This window comes from Sinorhizobium arboris LMG 14919, assembly GCF_000427465.1.
GTDB classification, from domain to species: Bacteria; Pseudomonadota; Alphaproteobacteria; order Rhizobiales; family Rhizobiaceae; genus Sinorhizobium; species Sinorhizobium arboris.
Genome location: NZ_ATYB01000014.1, coordinates 2,790,821 through 2,813,796 on the forward strand (window position 1 = coordinate 2,790,821; position 22,976 = coordinate 2,813,796).

At 63.3% G+C, this 22,976-nt stretch carries 22 protein-coding genes; 6 read left to right on the forward strand and 16 right to left on the reverse strand.

The features are described from left to right. Positions 1 to 27: 27 nt before the first annotated feature. A complete protein-coding gene (locus tag SINAR_RS0124785) occupies positions 28 to 618 on the reverse strand; it encodes a GNAT family N-acetyltransferase (protein ID WP_028001580.1) in 591 nt (196 codons plus the stop codon). Between the two features lie 85 nt (positions 619 to 703). Then, a complete protein-coding gene (gene odc2, locus SINAR_RS0124790; protein WP_010970259.1) occupies positions 704 to 1,843 on the reverse strand; it encodes an ornithine/lysine decarboxylase in 1,140 nt (379 codons plus the stop codon). Between the two features lie 592 nt (positions 1,844 to 2,435). Here odc2 and SINAR_RS0124795 point away from each other — a divergent pair. From SINAR_RS0124795 to SINAR_RS0124805, 3 genes are all read left to right on the forward strand, one after another. Beyond that, positions 2,436 to 3,329 carry a LysR family transcriptional regulator gene (locus tag SINAR_RS0124795; RefSeq protein WP_028001581.1) on the forward strand — a complete coding sequence of 298 codons (894 nt, stop codon included), beginning with the start codon at positions 2,436 to 2,438 and terminating at the stop codon, positions 3,327 to 3,329. Between the two features lie 120 nt (positions 3,330 to 3,449). Then, positions 3,450 to 4,094: a DUF1007 family protein gene (locus SINAR_RS0124800; RefSeq protein ID WP_028001582.1), complete on the forward strand. Its 645-nt coding sequence runs from the start codon at positions 3,450 to 3,452 to the stop codon at positions 4,092 to 4,094. Continuing rightward, complete coding sequence (locus tag SINAR_RS0124805; protein ID WP_028001583.1) at positions 4,088 to 5,104, forward strand: nickel/cobalt transporter; 1,017 nt, start codon at positions 4,088 to 4,090, stop codon at positions 5,102 to 5,104. The genes SINAR_RS0124800 and SINAR_RS0124805 overlap by 7 nt, the downstream gene beginning before the upstream one ends. Positions 5,105 to 5,138: 34 nt before the next feature. Here SINAR_RS0124805 and SINAR_RS0124810 read toward each other — a convergent pair whose 3' ends face one another. The 4 genes from SINAR_RS0124810 to SINAR_RS0124825 all read right to left on the reverse strand — a co-directional run bounded on the left by SINAR_RS0124810 (position 5,139) and on the right by SINAR_RS0124825 (position 7,777). Next, complete coding sequence (locus SINAR_RS0124810; RefSeq protein ID WP_028001584.1) at positions 5,139 to 5,351, reverse strand: hypothetical protein; 213 nt, start codon at positions 5,349 to 5,351, stop codon at positions 5,139 to 5,141. Continuing rightward, complete coding sequence (locus SINAR_RS0124815) at positions 5,348 to 6,046, reverse strand: GNAT family N-acetyltransferase (RefSeq protein WP_028001585.1); 699 nt, start codon at positions 6,044 to 6,046, stop codon at positions 5,348 to 5,350. Before SINAR_RS0124815 ends, SINAR_RS0124810 begins: the two co-directional genes overlap by 4 nt. 119 nt (positions 6,047 to 6,165) lie before the next feature. Then, entirely contained in the window at positions 6,166 to 6,870 is a 705-nt protein-coding gene (locus tag SINAR_RS0124820; protein ID WP_028001586.1) for a tellurite resistance TerB family protein, read from the reverse strand. Positions 6,871 to 7,138: 268 nt separating this feature from the next. Continuing rightward, on the reverse strand, positions 7,139 to 7,777 hold the full coding sequence (locus SINAR_RS0124825) for a 2-dehydro-3-deoxy-phosphogluconate aldolase (protein ID WP_028001587.1): 639 nt from the start codon (positions 7,775 to 7,777) through the stop codon (positions 7,139 to 7,141). Between the two features lie 303 nt (positions 7,778 to 8,080). Here SINAR_RS0124825 and SINAR_RS0124830 point away from each other — a divergent pair, with 303 nt between their 5' ends. From SINAR_RS0124830 to trhO, 3 genes are all read left to right on the forward strand, one after another. Then, complete coding sequence (locus SINAR_RS0124830; protein ID WP_028001588.1) at positions 8,081 to 8,554, forward strand: CYTH domain-containing protein; 474 nt, start codon at positions 8,081 to 8,083, stop codon at positions 8,552 to 8,554. Then, on the forward strand, positions 8,551 to 9,453 hold the full coding sequence (locus SINAR_RS0124835) for a CHAD domain-containing protein (protein ID WP_028001589.1): 903 nt from the start codon (positions 8,551 to 8,553) through the stop codon (positions 9,451 to 9,453). The genes SINAR_RS0124830 and SINAR_RS0124835 overlap by 4 nt, the downstream gene beginning before the upstream one ends. A gap of 78 nt (positions 9,454 to 9,531) precedes the next feature. Continuing rightward, on the forward strand, positions 9,532 to 10,476 hold the full coding sequence (trhO, locus tag SINAR_RS0124840) for an oxygen-dependent tRNA uridine(34) hydroxylase TrhO (RefSeq protein ID WP_028001590.1): 945 nt from the start codon (positions 9,532 to 9,534) through the stop codon (positions 10,474 to 10,476). A gap of 274 nt (positions 10,477 to 10,750) precedes the next feature. Here the strand turns inward: trhO and SINAR_RS0124845 are convergent, their stop codons facing one another. From SINAR_RS0124845 to SINAR_RS0124890, 10 genes are all read right to left on the reverse strand, one after another. After that, positions 10,751 to 11,527 (reverse strand): MetQ/NlpA family ABC transporter substrate-binding protein, encoded by a 777-nt coding sequence (locus SINAR_RS0124845; RefSeq protein WP_028001591.1) that lies wholly within the window; start codon positions 11,525 to 11,527, stop codon positions 10,751 to 10,753. A 36-nt stretch (positions 11,528 to 11,563) separates the two neighbouring features. After that, entirely contained in the window at positions 11,564 to 12,229 is a 666-nt protein-coding gene (locus tag SINAR_RS0124850; RefSeq protein ID WP_028001592.1) for a methionine ABC transporter permease, read from the reverse strand. Beyond that, complete coding sequence (locus SINAR_RS0124855) at positions 12,219 to 13,295, reverse strand: methionine ABC transporter ATP-binding protein (protein WP_028001593.1); 1,077 nt, start codon at positions 13,293 to 13,295, stop codon at positions 12,219 to 12,221. Before SINAR_RS0124855 ends, SINAR_RS0124850 begins: the two co-directional genes overlap by 11 nt. 325 nt (positions 13,296 to 13,620) lie before the next feature. Next, complete coding sequence (locus SINAR_RS0124860; protein ID WP_028001594.1) at positions 13,621 to 14,997, reverse strand: GH1 family beta-glucosidase; 1,377 nt, start codon at positions 14,995 to 14,997, stop codon at positions 13,621 to 13,623. Positions 14,998 to 15,213: 216 nt separating this feature from the next. Then, on the reverse strand, positions 15,214 to 16,398 hold the full coding sequence (locus tag SINAR_RS0124865) for a Gfo/Idh/MocA family protein (RefSeq protein WP_028001595.1): 1,185 nt from the start codon (positions 16,396 to 16,398) through the stop codon (positions 15,214 to 15,216). A 206-nt stretch (positions 16,399 to 16,604) separates the two neighbouring features. Further along, positions 16,605 to 17,657: a sugar phosphate isomerase/epimerase family protein gene (locus SINAR_RS0124870; RefSeq protein WP_028001596.1), complete on the reverse strand. Its 1,053-nt coding sequence runs from the start codon at positions 17,655 to 17,657 to the stop codon at positions 16,605 to 16,607. A 192-nt stretch (positions 17,658 to 17,849) separates the two neighbouring features. Next, entirely contained in the window at positions 17,850 to 19,160 is a 1,311-nt protein-coding gene (gene xylA, locus SINAR_RS0124875) for a xylose isomerase (protein WP_028001597.1), read from the reverse strand. Positions 19,161 to 19,254: 94 nt separating this feature from the next. Further along, positions 19,255 to 20,709 carry a xylulokinase gene (xylB, locus tag SINAR_RS0124880; protein ID WP_028001598.1) on the reverse strand — a complete coding sequence of 485 codons (1,455 nt, stop codon included), beginning with the start codon at positions 20,707 to 20,709 and terminating at the stop codon, positions 19,255 to 19,257. Between the two features lie 9 nt (positions 20,710 to 20,718). After that, positions 20,719 to 21,756: a LacI family DNA-binding transcriptional regulator gene (locus tag SINAR_RS0124885; RefSeq protein ID WP_028001599.1), complete on the reverse strand. Its 1,038-nt coding sequence runs from the start codon at positions 21,754 to 21,756 to the stop codon at positions 20,719 to 20,721. 96 nt (positions 21,757 to 21,852) lie between these two features. After that, on the reverse strand, positions 21,853 to 22,938 hold the full coding sequence (locus SINAR_RS0124890) for a metallophosphoesterase (protein WP_028001600.1): 1,086 nt from the start codon (positions 22,936 to 22,938) through the stop codon (positions 21,853 to 21,855). Positions 22,939 to 22,976 lie beyond the last annotated feature (38 nt).

A 22,976-nucleotide genomic window follows, 5' to 3' on the forward strand; every position in this document is an offset into this window, starting at 1 on the left:
CTCCGCAGGGTGAGAGGCGGGAGAAAATCAGGCGGCGCGCTTGACGGGCGGCAGGGCGAGCTTGCGACCGCTTGCCACCAGCATGCCGGCGGCGCCGTCCAGCCAGCCTTCCTTGAGTTCGAACGCCAGGAAGCGGTTGCGCTCGAACGGGCCCGGCATGACCAGGTGCTGCGCGCGTGCGGCGAAGAAGCCGAAGCGCTCGTAATAGGCCGCGTCGCCGACGAGCAGGATCGCGCCATGCCCGCGGTTCTTGGCTTCCTCAATCGCCGCCCGCATCAGCATGCCGCCGATGCCCTTGCCCTCGTGCGCCGGGTCGACCGCAAGCGGGCCAAGCAGCAGCGCTGGCACGGCCCGGCCTTCCCGATCGACTCCAGCCTCGACGTTCCAGAGGCGCACGGTGCCTATGACGTGACCGCCGGCATCGCGAGCGACGAGCGCCAATCCCTCGGCCGGAACGCGGCCGCGCCGCAGCTTCTCCGACGACTTCTTGCGGCGGCCGGCGCCCATGGCGCGGTCGAGCAGGTTCTCGCGCGCGACGACGTCGCCCGGGTTTTCCGAATCGATCACAAAGGTGGTTGGCGCGAAGAACGCGCGCAGGGAATCAACAACAGCGGCCATCGGGGCCTCCCGTCATCAAAACCGCTTCAAGCGGACCGGACATGAATTGTGAAAGCCGCTCCCGCTTGAGCGGGAGCGAGCAGGATCAGATGACATAGGCCTTCAGCGGCTCGAAGCCGTTGAAGGCGACGGCCGAGTAGGTCGTCGTGTAGGCGCCTGTGCCTTCGATCAAAACCTCGTCGCCGATCGTCAGCGAGATCGGCAGCGGATACATGTTCTTCTCATAGAGCACGTCGGCCGAGTCGCAGGTCGGGCCGGCGAGCACGCAGGGTTCCATCGCATCGGCATCGCGAGCCGTGCGGATCGGATAGCGGATCGCCTCGTCCATCGTCTCCGCGAGACCGCCGAACTTGCCGATGTCCAGGAAGACCCAGCGGTGGCTGTCGTTGTCCGACTTCTTCGAGACGAGAACGACTTCCGCCTTGATCACGCCGGCATTGCCCACCATGCCGCGGCCCGGCTCGATGATCGTCTCCGGAATGTTGTTGCCGAAGTGCTTCTTCAGCGCGCCGAAGATCGCCTGGCCGTAGGCTTCGGCCGACGGAACGTCCCTGAGGTACTTCGTCGGGAAGCCGCCGCCCATGTTGACCATCTTGAGCTCGATGCCCTGCTTGGCAAGCTGAACGAAAACACGCTTGGCGTCGGCAAGAGCCGCATCCCAGGCGTCGAGCTTCGTCATCTGCGAGCCGACATGGAACGAAACGCCGTAGGAGACGAGCCCGAGCTGGTGCGCATAGACGAGCACGTCGACGGCCATCTGCGGCACGCAGCCGAACTTGCGCGACAGCGGCCACTCGGCGCCTTCCCCATCGGTGAGCACGCGGCAGAAGACACGGGCACCGGGAGCGGCGCGCGCAATCTTCTCGACCTCTTCATGGCTGTCGACCGCAAAGAGGCTGATCCCCAGCGCATGAGCGCGTGCAACGTCGCGCTCTTTCTTGATGGTGTTGCCGTAGGAGATGCGGTTCGGCGTCGCCCCGGCATCGAGCGCCATTTCGATTTCGGCGACGGACGCGCAATCGAAGTTGGAGCCGAGACCGGCGAGAAGGCGCAGGATTTCCGGCGCCGGGTTTGCCTTCACGGCATAGTAGATGGCGCTGTCCGGCAGCGCATGACGGAAGGCCTTGAAATTATCGCGCACGACGTCGAGATCGACAACGAGGCAAGGACCTTCGGGTCGTCGGGTGTTGAGGAAGTCGATGATACGTGCGGTGGTCATGGCCATATTCCCCGATCCATTAGACTCCACGACTGTGGAGGACAAAGGGCATACGCGCGCTTGCACTGGAACCAGCCGGTGGAGACCCCGGAACCATGCATGCGCTCGATGCGCGAATGTTGAATCGAAGCCCGCAAAGGCTAGGATTCGGCTTTGTCTGCCATGGATTGGAGGGAATAACCCAACCGCACTTCCGGCAATGAAGGTGTGCCTCTTCAGTAACCCCGGCTGTTGGAAAGCCGGCAGACACCAGAAAGGCCCGCACCGTCGTTGCTTCAAGATGTCCTCGCATTTCCCGGTTGGCCGGAATAGCGACTGGAGGGGTTAGTTCCAGGTACCTTACCGATAACCTCACCTAATCGAGGGTCGGCGGACACCCACAGGCACGTGCGACTTTGGGCAAGGCGTAGGTAAGAAAATTCACTGTCGTAATCAAGAGTTTTTTCCACCTCGCCGATAAATTTTTCTGGACCGCGCAGGGCCACCAGTGTTCACTTTCGTTGAACGATCGCAGCAAGGCCGATTGGTGCGGCCGGGGTAGCGAAGAACGGCGTATCCAGGCCGGTTCCGCCCGCGCATGCCCAGAGAGAGGCAAGTCATGGATACTTTGACCCGCATCCGCGCTTTCATCGATGTCGTGGACGCGGAAGGCTTTTCTGCTGCGGCCCGGCGCATCGGCAAATCCAAGGCGCTGCTGTCGAAATATGTGCGCGAACTTGAGGATGAGCTCGGCGCGCTGCTGTTGAACCGGACGACGCGCCAGTTCTCGCTGACGGAGGCCGGCCACACCTATTACCGCAGCGCATCGGAGATCCTGAAGGAGATCGACAACCTGGCCGATCTCGTGCGCGCCAATAATTCCGACCTGAAGGGCCGGTTGCGAATCACCGTGCCGAGGACCTTCGTCGACGCGGATATCGGCCAGTCGCTGATCGACTTCGGCAGGGAACATCCCGAACTGTCGCTCGATATCGTCTCCGACGACCGGTTCATCGACCTCGTCGAGGAGGGCTTCGATGTCGCCATCCGCATCACCCGGCTCGAGGACTCGACGCTGATCGCCCGCAAGCTCGACGACTTTCAGGTGCTGGTCTGCGCCTCCCCGGATTTCATGGCCAAAGCCGGCCCCCTCGGGCATCCGAGTGAACTTTCCAAACTCCCGTGCATCCTCGACACAAACGGCCGGTCCTATTCGAGCTGGCGTTTCGTCGAAAAGGACGGCTCGCCTTTCACGGTGTCGGTCAGCGGACAGATCGAGGTCAACAGCCCGCTTGCCGCGGCCCGTGCCGCGGTGACTGGCATCGGAGTGGCGGTCCTTCCCGATTTCATCGCCCGACCGAAGATCGCTTCCGGAGAGCTTGTGACCTTCTTCGACGATTTCCTGCCCAAGGACCGCGGCATCTACGCCATCTATCCGCATCGCCGATACCTTCCGACCAAGGTTCGCACCTTCGTCGACTTCCTTCACAACTGGTTCCGCAACACGCGCTGAGGCGGCTGAATCCGTCCTCGGCCGGCGGATGCGATGCGTTGCAAAGTCCCAATTCCGTCTCATTTGCAGTACATTCGGAAGACGATTCGCACGGCTAAGGCCGAAAGGATTCCCATTCCCATGAAAACACGCAGCCTCGTCATGGCCGGCCTTGCGACGCTCCTTTCGCCCGCGCTCGCTTCCGCCCACCCGCACATCTTCGCCGAAGCGCGGCTGGAGATCGTCGCCGACGACAAAGGCGAGATCGGCGAACTGAGAAACGTCTGGCGTTTCGACGAGCTGTTTTCGGCAAGCGTCGTTCTCGACTTCGACAAGAACTCGAACGCGACGCTCGATCCGGATGAGCTGAAGGAAGTCGGCCAGACGGTGCTCGAGTCGCTGGCGGAGTACAACTATTACACGTCGATTTCCGACAACGGCAAATCCGTGAAGGTCAACAGGCCCGACAGCATCACCGTCGACTACAAGGATAACCAGCTCCTGATGATGTTCGCGGTCAAGCCCGCCGAGGCGATGCCGCTCAAGGGCAAGCTTTCCTTCGGCGTCTACGATCCGACCATGTATACCGCCATGGATTTCCCGACCGACGAAGACCTCTCCGTCGTCGGCGACAGGATCGAGGCCTGCCGGCACCAGGTGGTGCGGCCGGATCCCGACGAAGTGCTGGCGGAAAACAAGGACACGCTGACCGACGCCTTCTGGAACGATCCGACCGGCACGGACACGTCGAAGCTCTTTGCAACCAGGATCGAGATCACATGCTGAATGCCCGCTATGCTGGCGGCCTGATGGCGGCCGTGCTCCTGTTGACGGCCCTTTCCGCAACCGTTGCCGCCGCCCAGTCGCCCCTCGGCATCGGCACAGCCGAACCTTCCATCCGCACGACTGGCTTTCTCGGCGGTTTCTTTTCCTGGGTCAACATGGAGCAGCAGGGCTTCTATCGGATGCTGACCGACGCGCTCAAGGGCATGCGTGAGAACCCATGGCAGCTCTGGTCTTTGATCGGCCTTTCCTTCACCTACGGCGTGTTCCATGCTGCCGGGCCGGGCCACGGCAAGGCGGTCATCTCCTCCTACATGATCGCCAATGAGACTGAACTGAAGAGAGGCGTGCTGCTCTCGTTTCTCTCCTCGATCCTGCAGGGCGTCGTTGCCATCCTCCTGATCGGCGCCGTCTATCTCGTGCTGCGCGGCTCCTCGATCAGCATGACGAACGCCACCCGTGCGCTCGAAATCGCGAGCTATGCGCTGATCGCTGCCTTCGGCGGCTGGCTCGTCTTCCGCAAGCTTCGCTCAATGCTGCGTCCGGCCCCTGCGGCCGTGCATTTCCACGACGATCATGGCCACGGTCACGAACATCATCATCACGACCACCCCCACGCGCACGGGCCCGGCGAGGTCTGCGCAACCTGCGGCCACGCCCATGCGCCCGATCCGGCGCTCCTGAAGGGCGACCGCTTCGCGCTCAGCGAAGCCTGGTCGGCGATCGTCGCGGTCGGCTTGCGCCCCTGCTCGGGCGCTCTGATCGTGCTTTCCTTCGCGCTCCTCAACGGGCTCTATCTCGGCGGCGTGCTTTCGGTCTTCGCCATGTCGATCGGCACGGCAATCACCGTTTCGATCCTGGCGACCATGGCCGTCACGGCCAAGGGCGTTGCCGTGCGCTATGCCTCAAGCGATTCGGCAGCGGCGCGCATCTCGAACGGAATCGAGATCGCCGGTGCATTTCTGGTTCTGCTGCTCGGGCTGGTGCTCCTGGGCGCGGCACTGCAGAGCTGAGTTGCGGCGGAAGAGGACGGCGCCGACCGGAGACTTACAGACCTTTCCGGCGCTGGTGGCGGGCGCGCAGCCAGAAGATCAGGAAGAAGCCTGCCACGAAAAGGCAGCCGACCGCGGCCGCAAGCCACGGCGATATGTCGCCGAGCCTCACCATGATCGAGGGCAGCGCGAAGAAGCCGATCCCGACCACCAGCAAAATGACGGCTGCCGCGATGGCGGGCGATTTCTCCTTCTCGGGCGTGCTCACCTTCGTTCCTCCTCCGCAAGCGCTGCGCGGATATCCTCGAGGCGCTGCTTCTGGCGCCCGTCGCGATCGAAATTGTCGGGCGAAAGCCAGTGCTCGAAAGCGGCCTTGATGAGCGGCCATTCGCGATCGATCATCGAGAACCAGGCCGTATCGCGATTGGCGCGCTTCGAAACCATATGCTGACGGAAAATACCCTCGAACGTAAAGCCGAGGCGCACCGCCGTCGTGCGGCTCGCCTTGTTTTCGCTATGGCACTTCCATTCATAGCGCCGATAGCCAAGGTCCTCGAACACATGCCTGGCCATGAGATAGTGCGCTTCCGTCGAAAGCGGCGACCGCGCCATGGCGGCCCCATGCGCGACACCGCCGACCTCGACGACGCCGTTGGCGGAATCCGCCCGCATGTAATTCGCCATGCCGACGACCTTGCCGCTCGCCTTGTCGCGAAAGACTTCAGTCACCCAGCCAGACTTCTGCTGAACCGCCGAAAGCCAGCCGTCGAAATCCTCGATGCCCGAGAAATCCTCCTGAGAGAAGTATCTGAGCAGAGAATTGATGGCCATGCCGCCGAAGGCATCGCTCCAGAGGGCATTCAGATGTTTCGCCCGGTCGAAGGGTTCGACGCGAACGTATCGCCCCTCGATGAGCACCGGTTTTGGCGCTGGGCATCCTTTCCAGTCGGCAAGATCGCGCATCAACTGCTCCCGCGTTTTGCATTTGCATTGGCCATAGGACAGACGCGGGGCGGTGACAAATTCAAACTGGTGATGCGACCCATGAGCGGAACGGATCGGCGCCCGCTCATGGAGTCCGCTCACGCCGGAATTTTTGCGGCTGAAACTGTCGCCTCGATGTGGTCGACGAGCGCATCGGCCAGGCCGAGCCGGCCGGCGAGCAGGTCGAGATAACCCCGCTCGGCCCGGCCGTCCGGTTCGATCGCCAGACGGGAGGCCGTATAGATCTCCACCCGCTCCTCCTCCGTCTTCCCGGCGGAGATGATGGCATCGAGATCGACGGGATTGACGAGTTCAGCTTCCAGGAAGGCCGCCGCGTCCGCGGAAAGCCCCGAAACCGAGAGCTTGTCCATGATGCGGCCGCGCTCGGCGGCGTCGATATGGCCATCTGCGCGCGCGGCGGCGATCATGGCGCGCACCAGCACGAGCGCGAAGTCGTCGCTCAGCGCTTCCGGCGCAGCAAAGCCGGAATCCGTTGGCGGCGCGGGCAATTGAGCCGGCGCCGGTGCCGCGGGCTCGGCCACCGGCTCCTTCCCGGACTGATAGTTCTTGTAGGCTTGGTAGCCAAGGCCGGCGATCGCGGCGAGACCGCCGAGGACGGCGGCGTTGCCGGCCAGCTTGCGTCCGGATTTAGTGCCGAGCAGCACCGCGGCGATCGCGCCGGTGGCGAGCGGATTGTCCTTTGCGACTTTGGTCACCTGATCCGCCCGGCCGCGGATGGTCCCTCCGGCGCCGGGCACCTGCGATCCCAGGAATTGATCCAGCAATTTCTTCGCGTCGAACATCGGGCTTGCTCCTTTTCGATCTGTGCGCGATGGCAAGCACCAACGCTCCATCCCGCTCCCTGCATGTTTCCTTTGATCTCCCCGATCAGAGGGAAAAACCATGCGGCACCTCAAACTGGTACAGCGAACCTTCGCGCGTCTGACAGGACACACGCGGCGCTGTTGCGGATTGAGACATAGGAACGTTGCAGCGGAAATACAAACCCGGCGTTCCAGATGAAACGGGGCGGACGAACGCCAGCCCCCCAGGTCGCGTAGCGGCTGCAGATCAGCCCTTGAGCGCGAAGGCCTCGGCCGCCAGCCTGGTGATGCCGGCCCAGTCGCCCTTGGCGACCAGGTCCTTCGGCGCCACCCAGGAGCCGCCGACGCATACGACGTTGGGAAGCGTCAGATAGTCGCGCGCGTTGGAAAGCGAAATGCCGCCGGTCGGGCAGAACAGGGTGCCGGCGAGCGGCGACGACAGCGATTTCAGATATGCGGCGCCGCCGGCCTGCTCCGCGGGGAAAAACTTCATCACCTCGTAGCCTTCCTCGCGAAGCCCCATGACCTCGCTCGCCGTCGCCGCACCCGGAAGCAGCGGCACCTCGTGATCGCTGGCGACATCGATCAGTTCCTGTGTCGTTCCGGGGCTCACGATGAACTCGGATCCGGCCGCGACAGCCTCTTCGTACTGGGCGGCATTGAGGATGGTGCCGGCACCGGCGACGGCGCCCTCTACTTCGCCTGCAACCGCGCGGATCGCTTCCAGCGCCGCCGGCGTCCGCAAGGTGATTTCGATCGCTTTCAGGCCCCCTGCGACGAGCGCCCGCGCAAGCGGTACCGCCGACGACGCATCATCGATCACCAGCACCGGAACCACCGGCTGCAGCTTGAGGATGGATAGAAGCTTGTCCGTTTTCGCGCTCATGCCGATCGCCCTTTTAAAACGATTGAATAATGCCCTTCGCATACCCCGTCAGTCTGCCCTTGTCGAGCCTGAAAGCTCCGCTGCCGCCAGCGCACCGAAGATGACGGACTACGAAAGCCCATAGGGCTCGACGCGCAGAAGGGCCGCTGTAGCGTTTTGAATTGCTCCATGTTCTTGTCATTAAAACGGCTGCGGTCCTCGGAGACATTCAGTAGAAAATGCATCTGCGGGAAGGACATGACTTGAGCGACACCGATTAAACGGTAGTCTGTTGCGGCGACGTCCCGAAATGGCAGGAGATCCATGGCAAAGGAGATTGAGCGCAAGTTTCTGGTCGCCACCGACGGCTGGCGGCAGCACGCGGACAAGGGCGTCAGGCTGCGCCAGGCCTATATCGTCACCATGGAAGACCGCTCGGTGCGTGTACGCATTCACGGCAACAAGCGGGCCCGCCTGACCATCAAGATCGGTAAATCCGCGCTCGTCCGCAACGAGTACGAATACGATCTCCCCATGGATGACGCCCGGGAACTGCTGACGCAGGCGATCGGCATCGTCATCGAGAAGCGGCGCTTCCGCATTCCGCATAAGGGCTTCACCTGGGAGGTCGACGTCTATGAGGGGGCGCTCGAAGGATTGACGGTGGCCGAGGTCGAGATGGAGCGGGAGACGGACCTGCCCACCCTCCCGGCGTGGCTGGGGCGCGAGATCACCGGCGACCGCCGCTATTCCAATCAGGCGCTTGCCACCGAAGGGCTCCTGGAAGCGCAGACATGACCTTCGCCTTCCATCCGAAGCGCCCCTTTACAGAGGACTTCCGCACCGTCGGAGAGGAACAGATCGAACGCGCGATCGCGATTCTCGAGGGCCAGCCCGATGGCGTGCATGAAGCGATCCACGATGCGCGCAAGAGCTTCAAGCGCCTTCGCTCGCTCTATCGCCTCGTGGCCGCCGACGCGCCACTCTTCCAGAGCCGGGAAAACGCCCGCATCCGCGGCATGGCGCGCAGTCTGGCGACGTTCCGCGATGCGGCAGCGCTCGCCGAGAACGCCGTTTACCTGCGCCAGCACGCGGCGAGCGAGGAGCAGCAATTGGCGCTGGACAAGATCTGCACGATTCTGGCGAGCCGGCGTGACCGGATTGCAGAAGACGAAGGTGATCTCGACCGGAAGATCGAGGCGACCATCGTCAATTGCAGAAAGGCGCATGCCGCGCTCGCTCATGTTTCGTTCCGTGACGGCAGGCGGAAGTCCGCCCGCCGTCTCGCGAAAGGTTTGCATCGGACCTTGCGGCGCGCCGCACGCGCCAGGACCGCCTGTGCAGCAAGCGCCGATACGATGCTGTTCCACGACTTGCGAAAGAGCGCGCAGGATTACCGGATGCAGCTTGCCCTGCTTCGCGAGGCATGGCCGTCGGCGATGCGGGCGAAGAGAGAGGAGGCCAACGAATTGGTCGACGTGCTCGGCCATCTGAACGACCTCGACGCATTGATGTCCCTCGTCGGCGAGCGGCCGGAGCTCGCGGGCAACAGTCAGGAGCACCTCTTTTCGAGTGTCGCCGCCAGGCAGGACGAACTGAGGCGCGAGGCCCTTACGCGCGCAGAGGCGGTCTTTCTCGACCGGCCTCGAAGGGAGAGCCGAGCCCTCGAACTGCTGTGGCTCGAAGCTGGAAAGTAGATCACTTGCCGGCAGCCGATCTCAGGCGCGATTCGCCGCAATTGCACTTGACGCCCGAAACCTGTATTTGCCTGCCGCATGACCGACATGATCACGACATCGCGACCGGAGGCCCAAGGCCAGTTTCTGGTGGCTGCCCTCTACCATTTCGTATCGTTTCCGCGCTTCGCCGATTTCCGCGAACCGCTCCAGGCGATCTGCGACGCCAATGGAGCGAAGGGAACGCTGCTTCTTGCGCATGAGGGCATCAACGGCACGATCGCCGGCACCGATGAAGGCATTGCGGCGGTCCTTGCCTTTCTTCGGGCACAGCCGGAATTCGCCGGCTTCGTACACAAGGAGAGCCGCGCTTCGGCCATGCCCTTCCTGCGCATGAAGGTGCGCATGAAGAAAGAGATCGTGACCATGGGCGTCGAGAATATCGATCCCAACAAGGTGGTCGGCACCTATGTGGAGCCGAAGGACTGGAATGCGCTGATCTCCGATCCGGAGACGCTGGTCATCGACACGCGCAACGATTACGAAACGGCAATCGGCCTCTTCCGCGGCGCCGTCGACCCGAAGACCAAAACCTTCCGGGAATTTCCGGACTGGGTCCGCAACAATACCGGTCTCCATAACAAGCCGAAGATCGCGATGTACTGCACCGGCGGCATCCGCTGCGAGAAGGCGACCGCCTTCATGAAGGAACAGGGCTTCGAGGAGGTCTATCACCTCAAGGGCGGCATCCTCAAATACCTGGAGGAAGTACCGCCGGAGAAGAGCCTCTGGGACGGCGCCTGCTTCGTGTTCGACGAACGCGTCTCGGTCACGCATGGGCTCAAGGAGGGCGAGCACACGCTCTGCCATGCTTGCCGCCAGCCGCTGACGCCCGAGGACCTCCAGTCGCCCCTTCACGAGGAAGGCGTCTCCTGCGTCCACTGCCACGACACCCGCACCGAGGAGGATCGCGAGCGCTACCGCCAAAGGCAAAGGCAGATCATGCTCGCGAAGAAGCGTGGCGCGCGGCATCTCGGAAGCTGAGCTGCAACGCTCGCTTGGCCCTCAACCCCACTGCCGGCCACTTGCCCCGAGCAGGGCAAAGGGACCTGTGGCAAGTGACTCCACTGCCATAAACACCGGCGTTTCGTGGGGCATGTCCCGTCTCCCCGTATGCCGGGGGGGGGAGGTCACGGTGAGGGGCAAACACACTGCAGCTGCCGCCCCTCATCCGCCTGTCGGCACCTTCTCTCCGTTTTACGGGTAGAAGGGACAAGCTTCATCACCCACTCTGTCCCTCTCCCGGCCGGTACGATCTTCACCAGCTCGGAATGAGCGCGCCCTTGAAGTGTTCGACGATGAAGGCCTTGACCTTGTCGTCGTGGTAGGATTCGACGAGCGTCTTGACCCAGGGCGCGTCCTTATCGGCGGTGCGAACTACAATGACGTTGGCATAGGGGGACTTCTCGCTTTCTATGGCGATGGCGTCCTCCTTCGGATGAAGATCGGCCTCGAGCGCGTAGTTGGTGTTGATCACGGCCGCGTCGACATCGGCCAGCGAGCGCGGCAGCTGGGCCGCATCGAGTTCGGCGAACTCGATGTTCTTCGGATTCTCCGTCACGTCGGCCGGAGTGACCTTCAGCCCTGCATCCGGGTTGACCTTGATGAGACCCTTCGACGCGAGAACCAGGAGCGCGCGGCCGCCGTTGGTCGGATCGTTAGGAATGGCGATCGTCGCGCCGTCCTCCAGCTCATCGAGGCTCTTCACCTTGTTCGAATAGACACCCATCGGCGTGGTGATGGTGAGGCCTACGCTGACGATGTCGAAGCCCCGATCGGCGATCTGGTTGTCGAGATAGGGCTGGTGCTGGAACGAATTGGCATTGAGGTCGCCATCGGCGAGCGCCTGGTTCGGAACCACGTAGTCCGAAAATTCGAGGATCTCGATGTCGAGTCCCTTGGGAGCGGCGACCTCCTTCACCTTCTCCATGATCTCGGCGTGCTCGCCCGGAGTCACGCCGACTTTTATGGTCTCGGCAAGCGCGGTGCCGGCGGCCAGAACGGCGAATGCCGCGGCGAGAATGAGCTTTTTCATGGAAGTCTCCTTGTTGCTGTTGGCGTCTTGGAAGGATCAGCTCTTGCGGCTTCGCTTGTCGAAGCGGCGCGCGAGGCGGTCGCCGGCGCTCTGGACGACCTGTACGAGCACGATCAGCACCACGACCACGACGAGCATCACGTCCGGCATGAAGCGCTGATAGCCGTAGCGGATGCCGAGGTCGCCGAGACCGCCACCGCCGACGGCGCCGACCATCGCCGAATAGCCGATGAGGCTGACGATCGTCATGGTCAGCGCCAGCATCAGCGCCGGCCGCGCCTCTGCAAGCAGGACCTTGAAGACGATCTGCATCGGGGTGGCGCCCATGGCGCGCGCAGCCTCGATCAGCCCCTTGTCGATGTCGCGGATCGCCGCCTCGACAAGGCGGGCGAAAAAGGGAATGGTCGCGATCGTCAGGGGCACGATCGCAGCCTTAGTGCCGATAGAGGTACCGGTGATGAGGCGCGTCAACGGAATGATCGCGACGACGAGAATGATGAAAGGCGTCGACCGCGTCGCGTTCACCACAAGTCCTACGGCGCGGTTCACATTGGGTGCCGGAAACAGCTCGCCCCTGCCGCTGGTCGCGAGGAAGATCCCGATCGGCAGGCCGATCAGAGAGCCGACGAGGCCGGCAACCGCCACCATGTACATGGTGTCGAGCGTGGCGCTGCCGATACGAAGCAGAAGATCAGGCGACATAGCCGAGCACCTCCGTGACCAGTCCGTTCTCGGTGAAGAAGCGCTCCGCCTTGCCCGAGGTTTCGGTATCGGCGCCATAGGCGACGACGAGCGAGCCATAGGGCTTGCCGCCGATCTCGTCGATCGTGCCGGCGATGATGTTGACCTCGGCGCCGACCGACTGGATGAGCTGCGAAATCAGAGGACGCTCGGCCGCTGTCCCGAAGAAGGTAAGGCGCACCACGATGCGGTCGCCGCTTGCCGCCGCCGGCTTCAGACCCCTGGCAACGGCTTCAGGCAGCTTCGAACCCGCCAGGCCGGAAAGAAGCGCCCGCGTCGTCTCGTGCCTGGAATGGGTGAAGACATCGAATGTGTGCCCCCGTTCCACGATCTGGCCCTTGTCGATCACCGCCACGTCGGAGGTGACGGCCTTCACCACCTCCATCTCGTGCGTGATGAGCAGAACGGTAAGGCCTAATTCCGCATTGATTCGCCGCAGCAATTCAAGGATCGACTGCGTCGTTTCCGGATCGAGCGCGGAGGTCGCCTCATCCGAGAGCAGGAGTTTGGGTTCGGTCGCGAGCGCCCGCGCGATGCCGATGCGCTGCTTCTGCCCGCCGGAGAGTTCGGACGGATAGCGCCCGTGCTTGTCGGCAAGACCGACGAGGTCGAGAAGCGGTCTTACACGCCGCTCAATCGTGCGCCGATCCATGCCGGCGATCTCGAGCGGCAACGCGACGTTGCCGAACACGGTGCGCGAGGAAAGCAGATTGAAGTGCTGGAAGATCATGCCCACGGAGCGGCGAAGGTCACGCAAGCCCGCCTCGTCGAGCGCCACCACATCGACGCCATCGACGAGCACTTTGCCGCTCGAAGGCTTTTCGAGGCCGTTGACGAGCCGGATCAGCGTCGATTTGCCGGCGCCTGAACGACCGATGATGCCGGTGATCGAGCCGCGAGCGACCGTCAGGCTGACATTGTCGAGCGCCGTGAAGGCCGGATTTCCGCCGGAGGCCGCAAAACGCTTTGACACGGCGTCGAAGACGACCGCATCGCCGGCCGAGATCTCGGAAGATGGAAGGGTCATTGTCCGGTCGCCCTCGCAGGAGGGATCATAACGATGGGAGGATACATGATGCTCTCGGATGTTCGAAACTCCGGTCCCTGACAAACAGGGCCGGGACTGAAAAAACGCCGTCAGACGGACATTCGACAACGCATTCGGAACGGGGAGCAACTCTCTATCATCGGCCAACCGGTCATTTCAACGCCTTCCCGCCATGACCGCCATGCCGGGAAGCATGTGGTCCTTATGATGGGCGAGCGCGCCATTTTACAGGTACGTTTTTTCGAAGGCGCCAAGTGCAGCGCAAAAGTCTACTTTTTATATAGAACCGAGGCCGCTCTCTCCGCTATCGGTCCTGTTTGTGGTTGCCTCTCGGAAACTGTTCCGCCAGGTCCTTATACCAGTGACCGCTCTTCTTGATCGTGCGGACCTGGGTCTCGTAATCGACGTGAACGATGCCGAAGCGCATCCGGTAGCCCTCCGCCCATTCGAAATTGTCCATAAGGCTCCAAGCGAAATAGCCCCTCATCGGATAGCCCTTGGCAATGAGATCGGCGGTAACGGCGAGATGGTCGGATATGTAGTCAAGCCGCGGCTGGTCGTCGACGGCGCCGTTCTCGACGCCCATATTGTAGCAGGCGCCATTCTCCGTGATGTAGCAGTCGGGGAGCTTGTAGCGCGCATTGAGCGTCTCGACCAGGCTGCCCAAAGCCGGCGCATAGACTTCCCAGCCGATATCGGTCTTTACGTCGCTGACAGGTTTCGCGTCGATGGTCGCCGGATATTCGGCGCCTTTCGCGGGGTCTGCCGAAACGCGCATCGGCGTATAATAGTTGAGCCCCCACCAGTCGAGCGGCTGGGCTATCGTCTCCATGTCGCCGTCCTCGATCGCCGGCATGCGGTCGCCGAGCGCGGACAGGAAACCCTCCGGATACTCGCCCTTGAAGATCGGATCGAAGAAGACCCCGTTGTGGAAATCGAAAGCGCGTTCGGCCGCGGCCCTGTCCTCGGCGCTGCCGCTGCCGGGACAGACCGAGTGGGCATTGATGACGATACCGACGGGGAGCTCCGGCCGTTCCGAGCGGATCGCCGAGACGCCCAACCCGTGGGCGAGATTGGTGAAGTGCAACGCGGCAAGTGCTGCATCCATGTTGCGCTCGCCCGGCGCATGGACGCCGTAGAGATGTCCGAGCCAGACCGAACACCACGGCTCGTTGAAGGTCGCAACCGCATCGAGACGGTCGCCGAGACGCGCAATCACCGTCTTCGCATAACGCTGGTACGCATAGGCGGTCGTGCGGGCCGTCCAGCCTCCGTCGCCCATCAGCGCCAGCGGCAGGTCCCAGTGATAAAGCGTCGCAAAGGCCTTGATTCCGCGCGCCTTCAGTCCGTCGGCGAGCCGGTCGTAGAAATCGAGCCCTTTCTCGTTGATCGGCCCCGTGCCCTCGGGCACGATCCGCGGCCAGGAGATCGAGAAGCGATAGGCTTCGACGCCGAGGCTCTTGATGAGGTCCAGATCCTGCTCCAGCCGATTGTAATGGTCGCAGGCGACGTCGCCGTTATGGCGCCCGTAAACACGCCCCGGCATGTTGGAGAAGGCATCCCAGATGGAGGCTTTGCGCCCGTCCGCCTTGCTGGCCCCCTCGATCTGGAAGGATGCGGTCGCAACGCCGAAGACAAAGTCGCCGGGAAACCGCTCTGCGAGATTCTTGGCTTCGATCATCGTTCAAGCCTCGTCGTCTGCGCAGCCGGACCGAATGCTCGGCTGCGTTCGCTTCAATGGTAAGGCGGACCTGGAAGGTCTCGCGCTCGTCTGTGGACGTGGCCTAAAGCCGCGCCGGCAAATGTCAACGAAAAAGGGCGAGATCTCCCCGCCCTTGCCAATAGCATTTCCACTTTCCTCCCGAACCGAGGATCTGCTCTCGCTCGCGAGTTTGGTTCAGAGCTTGATCCAGGCGCCGTTGCGCTCCGAAGATCGGACGCACGCATCGACGAAGATCATGCCCTTCATGCCATCGTCTATCGTCGGATAGATGACAGCCGGGTCCGCCTTGTCGCCGTTGCGCTTGGCGTAGATTGCCCGTGCCGCTTCCGTATAGATATTGGCGAAGCCTTCGAGGTAGCCCTCCGGGTGGCCGGAAGGAATGCGCGAAACCCTGGCCGCCGCCGGTGAGGCCCCGGCGCCCGCGCGCGTCAGCAGGCGCTTCGGTTCGCCGAAGGGCGTATACCAGAGGTAATTCGGGTCCTTCTGCGTCCATTCGAGACCGCCTTTGGTGCCGTAGACGCGCACCATCAGGCCGTTTTCATGACCGGGTGCCACCTGGCTGCACCAGAGCATGCCCTTGGCGCGCGTTCCGTCCTTCTCCCTGAAACGCATCAGCACATGTGCATTGTCGTCGAGCTGGCGACCGGGCACGAAACTGTCGAGATCGGCGGAGAGCTCCTCGAGTTCCAGTCCGGAAACGAAGCAACCGAGATTGTAGGCATGCGTGCCGATGTCGCCGGTGGAGCCGCCGGCACCGGAGCGCGCAGGATCGGTCCGCCAGGCGGCCTGCTTCTGACCGGACTGCTCGATATTCTCGGTCAGCCAGTCCTGGGGATATTCCATCTGCACGAGGCGGACGGCGCCGATGTCGCCATTGACGATCATTTCGCGCGCCTGGCGCACCATCGGATAGCCGGTATAGTTGTGCGTCAGCACGAAGAGCGCATCGCTGTCGTCGGCCGCCTTCTTGAGCTTCTTCGCATCGGCGAGCGTCGACGTCAGCGGCTTGTCGCAGATGACGTGGATGCCGCGCTTGAGAAATTCCTTCGCGGCAGCGTAGTGAACATGGTTCGGCGTGACGATCGCCACCGCCTCGATGCCGTTCTTGAGCTTGGCCTCACGGATCGCCATCTCCTTGAAATCCGAGTAGACGCGCGACGGATCGAGCCCGAGCTCGCGTCCCGAAGCCTCGGCCTTCTCCGGCGTCGACGAGAGCGCGCCGGCGACAAGCTCGTAATGATCGTCCAGCCTGGCGGCGATCCGGTGCACCGCGCCGATAAAGGCGCCCGAGCCCCCGCCCACCATGCCGAGCCGAATGCGCTTCTGACGCGTTTCCGTGCTGCTTCCCTCGATAGCCATTCCGTTTTCCTCTCCTGAAGTGTTTGGCATGGATTTGCCCCTCATCCCGCTGCCGCGAGCTTCTCCCGCAGGCGGCGAGAAGGGACTCGTGGCGGCGCCTCCCCTTGCCGCCGCGGAAGGGCGGGGCAAGTCCCCTCTCCCGGCTTGCGGAGAGAGGGTCAGTCCTCGGGCTAGACCCGACGAAGAGGGGCAGACGGTTAGATCACTCAGATTCCCAACATCCGCCGGTTCGCGGCGTCATCGGTGCCGCTGTCGGCGAAATCGTCGAAGGCCTTTTCGGTGACGCGGATAATATGCGCCTTCACGAACTCGGAGCCTTCGCGCGCGCCGTCTTCCGGATGTTTCAGGCAGCATTCCCACTCGACCACGGCCCAGCCGGCGAAGTCGTTGGCGGCCATCTTCGAGAAGACGGCACCGAAATCCACCTGGCCGTCGCCGAGCGAGCGGAAGCGGCCGGCGCGGTTCACCCAGCTCTGATAGCCACCATAGACGCCCTGACGTCCGGTCGGGTTGAACTCCGCGTCCTTGACGTGGAACATCCGGATGCGGTCCTTGTAGATGTCGATATTCTCGAGATAGTCCAGGCACTGCAGCACGTAGTGAGACGGATCGTAGAGCATGCAGGCACGCGCATGATTGCCGGTGCGCTCCAGGAACATCTCGTAGGTGATGCCGTCATGCAGGTCCTCGCCCGGATGGATTTCGTAGCATATGTCGACGCCGCAATCCTCCGCATGGTCGAGGATCGGCTTCCATCGCCGCGCGAGCTCGTCGAAGGCGGTCTCCACCAGGCCCGCCGGGCGCTGAGGCCACGGATAGACGAAGGGCCAGGCCAGAGCGCCGGAAAAGCTTGCCATCGCGTCGAGGCCGAGATTCCTCGAGGCCGTCAGCGCCAGCTTGACCTGCTCGACCGCCCACTCCTGGCGTGCCTTCGGATTGCCGCGTACTTCCGGGACGGCGAAACCGTCGAAAGCCTCGTCATAGGCGGGATGCACCGCGACGAGCTGGCCCTGGAGGTGGGTAGAAAGCTCGGTGATCTCGACGCCGTTGTCACGCGCCTTGCCGGCGACCTCGTCGCAATAGGTCTTCGATTCGGCAGCTTTCTTCAGGTCGAAGAGCCTGCCGTCCCAGCTCGGGACCTGCACGCCCTTATAGCCGCAATCGGCTGCCCATTTGGTAATCGAATCCCAGGAATCGAAGGGGGCGGCATCGCCGGCGAATTGCGCAAGAAACAGCCCCGGTCCTTTGATCGTCTTCATACAACTTCCTCCCTGATGGAGCGGTGTCCGATGTGCCGGCCCCGCGGCCGACCGTTGACTTGCAGTGCTTCCGGTCCGCGAATTTCGCGATAGCTGATATACCTGCAACGTTGCAGGAGCCAGAAGCTAGCAGATTCTTCGCGAGGGGCAATCGGCTTCTGCCCCCCTCGCGAAAAAGGATTCCTGCGCCCGTCAGACGTAGCGGTTGACGACGTTTTCCAAAAGTTCCTGCCTGCCGGATTTCGGCTGCGGATTGACGTCGGCCTTCAGCACCCAGGCCTCGATCTCCTCGAGCGAGAAGCCGCCTTCGAGCATCTTCTTCGCCTCAGGCACGCTCCAGCCGGCGTAGCGCTCTTCGAGCGGGGCGGAGAGAGCCTTGTCCTCGATCATCTTTGCGGCCGCCTTGAGGCCGCGCGCGCAGCAATCCATGCCGCCGATATGGCCGATCAGCAGGTCTTCGGGATCAATCGACTGGCGGCGCAGCTTGGCGTCGAAATTCGTGCCGCCGGTCTTGAAACCGCCGCCCGCAAGGACGTGGTAATAGGCGAGGACCATTTCCGGCACGTTGTTGGGGAACTGGTCGGTGTCCCAGCCGGACTGGTAGTCGTTGCGGTTCATGTCGATCGAACCGAAAATGCCGAGCGCATTGGCAAGCGCCAGCTCGTGTTCGAAGGAGTGTCCGGCAAGGATCGCGTGGCCCTGCTCGATATTGACCTTAACCTCGTTCTCGAGTCCGTATTTCTTGAGAAAGCCATAGACGGTCGCGACGTCGTAGTCGTACTGGTGCTTGGTCGGCTCCTGCGGCTTCGGCTCGATCAGGATCGTGCCCTTGAAGCCGATCTTGTGCTTGTATTCGACGACCAGATTGAGGAAGCGGCCGAGTTGATCGAGCTCGCGCTTGAGGTCGGTGTTGAGCAGGGTCTCGTAACCTTCGCGTCCGCCCCAGAGCACATAGTTCTCGCCTCCGAGCCGCTGCGTCGCGTCGATGCAGGTCTTCACCGTAGCGGCGGCAAAGGCGAAGACGTCCGGGTCCGGATTCGTCGCAGCCCCCGCCATGAAGCGGCGGTTGGAAAAGAGGTTCGCCGTGCCCCACAGCAGCTTGACGCCGGTCGCGTCCTGCTTCTTCGCGAAATAGTCGACGATCTCGTTGAGGTTGCTCGTGTTCTCGGCGAAGTTCCGCCCCTCGGGACGCACATCCGCATCGTGGAAGCAGTAGTACGGCACGCCCAGAAGCTGGAAGAATTCAAAGGCGACATCCGCTTTCAGCTTCGCGGCCTCCATCGAATCCTTGAACCAGGGGCGCTCGAAAGTCTGCCCGCCGAATGGATCGCCGCCCGGCCAGACAAAACTATGCCAGTAGGCGACGGCGAAGCGCAGATGATCCTCCATCCGCTTGCCGAGGACGATGTCGTCCGGATTGTAATGGCGGAAAGCGAGCGGATTGGTGCTTTCCGGTCCCTCATATCTGATCTTGGCTATATCGCCGAAAAATCCCGTGCTCACGGCAGTCTCCTCTCATGGATTGTGAATTGGCGGCACCGTTCGCGACGGAGCCGGCTATCGGGTGGAAGGCAGTTGGTGGATGCGCCGAAACCGCTCACAGCGTCGCTTCCTTTACCGCCGGATAAAGCCGGCGATAGCGCTGATAGGCATCTTCATAGGCGGGCACGAGCGATGCCTCCGGCGCCATCGTCTCCGCCGTCTCGGGCGCCGTGCAGACCGCGAGCGGGTCGGCGCCGGTAGCAGCGATCAGGCCCAGCCGGGCCGCGCCGAAGGCAGCGCCGAAATCGCCGTCGGCGGGCAGATCGACCGGCAGGTTCAGCGCGGTCGCAATCGATCTCAGCCAGTAACGCGAGCGCGAGCCGCCGCCGATCGCCGTCACGCGCGTCAGCGTCGTGCCGGCGGCGCGCAGTGCCTCGAGGCTGTCCCGGATGGCGAAGGAAACGCCCTCGAGCACCGCTTGCGTCAGCACCGCCCGGGAGCTCTCGTGGCCGAGGCCGGCAAAGACGCCGCGGATCGCCGCGTCGTTGTGCGGGGTGCGCTCGCCGGAGAGATAGGGAAGAAACGTCACGGAGCCCGGCGCCTTTAGGCTCTCGCCCAGCTCGCCGGTGAGTTCGGCGGCACTCCGCCCGGAGATGCCGGAATGCCAGTTCAGCGCGTCCGTCGCCGAGAGGATCACGCCCATCTGGTGCCAGGTGTTCGGCAATGCGTGGCAGAAGGCGTGGACCGCGCTCTCCGGATTGGGGAGATAACTCGCATTGGCGGCGAAAAGCACGCCGGAGGTGCCGAGAGAGACGAAGGCCTGGCCCTCTCCGACCGTCCCCATGCCACAGGCCGACGCGGCGTTGTCGCCCGCACCGCCGGCGACCACGACACCAGATCCCATGCCCCAACGCGCAGCGAGCTCCGGCCGCAGCGTGCCGGCTCCATCGGTGCCTTCGACGAGTTCCGGCATCTGCCGCTCTTCGAGATGCGTAGCGGCAAGCAAGCTCGCGGACCACTTGCGCTTGCCCGTGTCGAGCCATGACGTGCCGGCCGAATCCGACATTTCCGACATATGCTCGCCGGTCAGCCAAAGGCGCAGATAGTCCTTCGGGAGCAGCACCCAGCGAACTCTGGCGAAAATCTCCGGCTCGTTTTCACGCACCCAGGCGAGCTTCGGTGCGGTGAAGCCGGGAAAGACGATGTTGCCGGTCAGCGCCCGGAACTGCGGATCGCTGTCGAGCGCTGCCGCCTCGCGGAAGCTGCGGGTGTCGTTCCACAAAATGCACGGGCGCAGTACCGCATCGTGCTCGTCCAGCAAGGTCGCGCCGTGCATCTGCCCGGAGAGGCCGATGCCGCGGACGGCGGCAAGTGCTTGCGCATGCGTTTCCCTCAGTCGGGCGATCGCCTCGTCTGCAGCACGGGTCCAGTCCGCCGGATCCTGTTCCGACCAGCCGGGATGCGGCCGGTCCACGTCGAGCGTTCCGGTGGCGGAGCCGACGATCCGCTGCTCGCCGTCCATCAGCATGGCCTTGACGCCGGACGTGCCGAGATCCAGTCCGAGATACATGGTGCCCTCCTATGCCTGCTCGAGCGGCAGGTTGTCCTTCAGGAAAATATCGATGCGGATGCGCTCCTGCGCCGCGATCACGGGCAGGCCGTCCGCCTTTGCTTTCAGCACCCGGATGGCGCTCCTGACCTCGTGGCCCGCATTCTGGTTGAGGATCGCGTCGATCGTGCCCGAGAGAAGCCCGGCGCGGCTGTGCGGCGTCAGTTCATGCGCGATCGCGCAAACGGCCTTTCCCTTGCCGGCCCTTTCGAGAGCCGCGACAAGGCCGCGATTGCCGGCGCCGAGGCTGTAGATGCCGGCAAGGTCGGGATGCCGCTCTATGAGCGCGCCGACGAGCGTCTCGACGAGCGACGGATTGTCCTGCCCCTCGATCACCGGCAGGATCCGGCGCAAGGCGAAATCCTCGCCCATTACCGCCCCGAAACCCTCCAGCCGGTCGCGATGGTCGCGTACAAGCATAGAGCCGGCAAGCACCGCCACGGGCCCTTCGCGGCCGCCGAGAAACCGGCCCATCAGGTTGCCGGCCGTGCGACCGGCGGCGACATTGTCGACGCCGGCGAAGTGATCGCGACCGGACCCCGGCAGATCGGAAACGAGCGTAACGACGGAAATACCGTCTTCGCGGAGCCGCTTCACCGCCTCCGTGACCTCCGGCGCGTCGACGGCAACCACCGCGACACCCGCCGGCCGACGCTCGCGCGCATCGATCAGTGCGGCGGCGAGCGCCGGCGCGTCGAAGGCCGGAACCGACAGGATCGTGATATCCAGCCGTTCGGTTGCGGAACGCGACATGGCGGATCGCACTTCGGCCTCGAGGCCGCGCATGAAGAAGTTTTCGCCCGCGGGCAGGATGAAGACCAGGGGATAGCTGCGGCCCTTGGCCAGATTGGCAGCGGCGACGTCGCGAACATAGCCGAGCGTGGCGATCGCCCGTTCCACCCTGTCGCGGGTGACCCTTCTCACGCCTGGACGGTTGTTCAGCACCCGGTCCACGGTCGCGAGACTGACGCCCGCCTCGGCGGCGATATCGTGAACTGTCGGTCGCATCTGTTCCTCCCGGAAGACCCATTAGAGGAATTTTTGATGTACGTAAATCAGGAATCTCTTACCGGCGACCGAATGGACGATTTCGGGATTGCCGTTTCAGTCGAAACGTTTGCTGAAGGCTTGAGTGAAGACGACGCGGCCATGCTCGCCCTCGGCTTCGCCAAAGGCTACATCCATGAAGCTGCCGGTGACGCGCACGACGGCGAAGCCACCGAGGAAGGCCGCCTTGGGCTTGAAGACGTCGATCTCGCCGACCCTGTAGGCCATGACACGGTCATGCTCGTGCCCGTGGAAAAGGCCGACGACGTTGTAGCTCTGCAAGTGGTCGAGCAGCACTTGGCGCTCGTGGGCGCTCCACCAGTGCGGCTCGCCCTCCCCCTCGTCATCGAAGGTCCTTTTCGCCGGATCCCAGGTTTCGGTCGAAAACCCGTCCCACCCGTAATGCTGAAAGAGAACGACCGGCCGGCCATCGGCGGCAGAAGAGGAAAGATCGCTCTTGAGCCACGGCAATCCACTCACCGCGCCCTTGTTCTGGTCGCCTCCGAAACGCTGCAGGTGCACCAGATGAAGACCGCCCCAGTCCCAGGAATAGCTGTCCGATAGCGGATCGTAGTTCGCGACCGGCACCGGCGGCTTGTAGAAGACGGTGCGGCGATGGGTGAGCTCGACATAGTCGCGCAGCTCCCGGCGATACCAGTCGGCATTCGGCGGCGGTCCGTCCTGATCGAGGTCATGGTTTCCAAGGCCGACATAAACGGGAACATGAATATGGTGCGGGCCCGGCGCCTGCTCGTATCGGCTCTGGAACTGGCGCAATTGCCGTCCCTCGCGGGGCTGGCGAACCTGGCCGCCGCCATCGTCGGTAATGTCGCCGCCCAGCACCAGGCCGAGCGGACGCGAAATCCTCGTGCCGGCGCTGGCGAGACCGCTCGGCTTGCCGCCGATCGTCTCCGGCCAATGCTCGATGGTGATGGCGTTGAGCGCGGCGACATGGCGCAACAGGTTGGCGTCGGTCTTGCCTTCCTGCTCGCAATTCGGTGCGAGCCCTTTCGTCGAAACGAGGCAGGCATGGACATCCGCGGCAAAGAGGAAGGTGGCGTCGACCGCGGGGCCGGCTGCCCTCGGACTTCTGCCGCCCACCGCCATCGAAAGACCGAATCCGACCGCACCGGCGAGAAACATCCGCCGCGAAGGCCGTAAGCAGGAATGATCGTTCATGC

Excerpts from the sequence above, each read along its gene's own strand:
- SINAR_RS0124785 (WP_028001580.1), bottom strand. The coding sequence starts at position 618 with ATGGCCGCTGTTGTTGATTCCCTGCGCGCGTTCTTCGCGCCAACCACC.
- odc2 (WP_010970259.1), bottom strand. The coding sequence starts at position 1,843 with ATGGCCATGACCACCGCACGTATCATCGACTTCCTCAACACCCGACGA.
- SINAR_RS0124795 (WP_028001581.1), top strand. The coding sequence starts at position 2,436 with ATGGATACTTTGACCCGCATCCGCGCTTTCATCGATGTCGTGGACGCG.
- SINAR_RS0124800 (WP_028001582.1), top strand. The coding sequence starts at position 3,450 with ATGAAAACACGCAGCCTCGTCATGGCCGGCCTTGCGACGCTCCTTTCG.
- SINAR_RS0124805 (WP_028001583.1), top strand. The coding sequence starts at position 4,088 with ATGCTGAATGCCCGCTATGCTGGCGGCCTGATGGCGGCCGTGCTCCTG.
- SINAR_RS0124815 (WP_028001585.1), bottom strand. The coding sequence starts at position 6,046 with ATGCGCGATCTTGCCGACTGGAAAGGATGCCCAGCGCCAAAACCGGTG.
- SINAR_RS0124820 (WP_028001586.1), bottom strand. The coding sequence starts at position 6,870 with ATGTTCGACGCGAAGAAATTGCTGGATCAATTCCTGGGATCGCAGGTG.
- SINAR_RS0124825 (WP_028001587.1), bottom strand. The coding sequence starts at position 7,777 with ATGAGCGCGAAAACGGACAAGCTTCTATCCATCCTCAAGCTGCAGCCG.
- SINAR_RS0124830 (WP_028001588.1), top strand. The coding sequence starts at position 8,081 with ATGGCAAAGGAGATTGAGCGCAAGTTTCTGGTCGCCACCGACGGCTGG.
- SINAR_RS0124835 (WP_028001589.1), top strand. The coding sequence starts at position 8,551 with ATGACCTTCGCCTTCCATCCGAAGCGCCCCTTTACAGAGGACTTCCGC.
- trhO (WP_028001590.1), top strand. The coding sequence starts at position 9,532 with ATGACCGACATGATCACGACATCGCGACCGGAGGCCCAAGGCCAGTTT.
- SINAR_RS0124845 (WP_028001591.1), bottom strand. The coding sequence starts at position 11,527 with ATGAAAAAGCTCATTCTCGCCGCGGCATTCGCCGTTCTGGCCGCCGGC.
- SINAR_RS0124850 (WP_028001592.1), bottom strand. The coding sequence starts at position 12,229 with ATGTCGCCTGATCTTCTGCTTCGTATCGGCAGCGCCACGCTCGACACC.
- SINAR_RS0124855 (WP_028001593.1), bottom strand. The coding sequence starts at position 13,295 with ATGACCCTTCCATCTTCCGAGATCTCGGCCGGCGATGCGGTCGTCTTC.
- SINAR_RS0124860 (WP_028001594.1), bottom strand. The coding sequence starts at position 14,997 with ATGATCGAAGCCAAGAATCTCGCAGAGCGGTTTCCCGGCGACTTTGTC.
- SINAR_RS0124865 (WP_028001595.1), bottom strand. The coding sequence starts at position 16,398 with ATGGCTATCGAGGGAAGCAGCACGGAAACGCGTCAGAAGCGCATTCGG.
- SINAR_RS0124870 (WP_028001596.1), bottom strand. The coding sequence starts at position 17,657 with ATGAAGACGATCAAAGGACCGGGGCTGTTTCTTGCGCAATTCGCCGGC.
- xylB (WP_028001598.1), bottom strand. The coding sequence starts at position 20,709 with ATGTATCTCGGACTGGATCTCGGCACGTCCGGCGTCAAGGCCATGCTG.
- SINAR_RS0124885 (WP_028001599.1), bottom strand. The coding sequence starts at position 21,756 with ATGCGACCGACAGTTCACGATATCGCCGCCGAGGCGGGCGTCAGTCTC.
- SINAR_RS0124890 (WP_028001600.1), bottom strand. The coding sequence starts at position 22,938 with ATGTTTCTCGCCGGTGCGGTCGGATTCGGTCTTTCGATGGCGGTGGGC.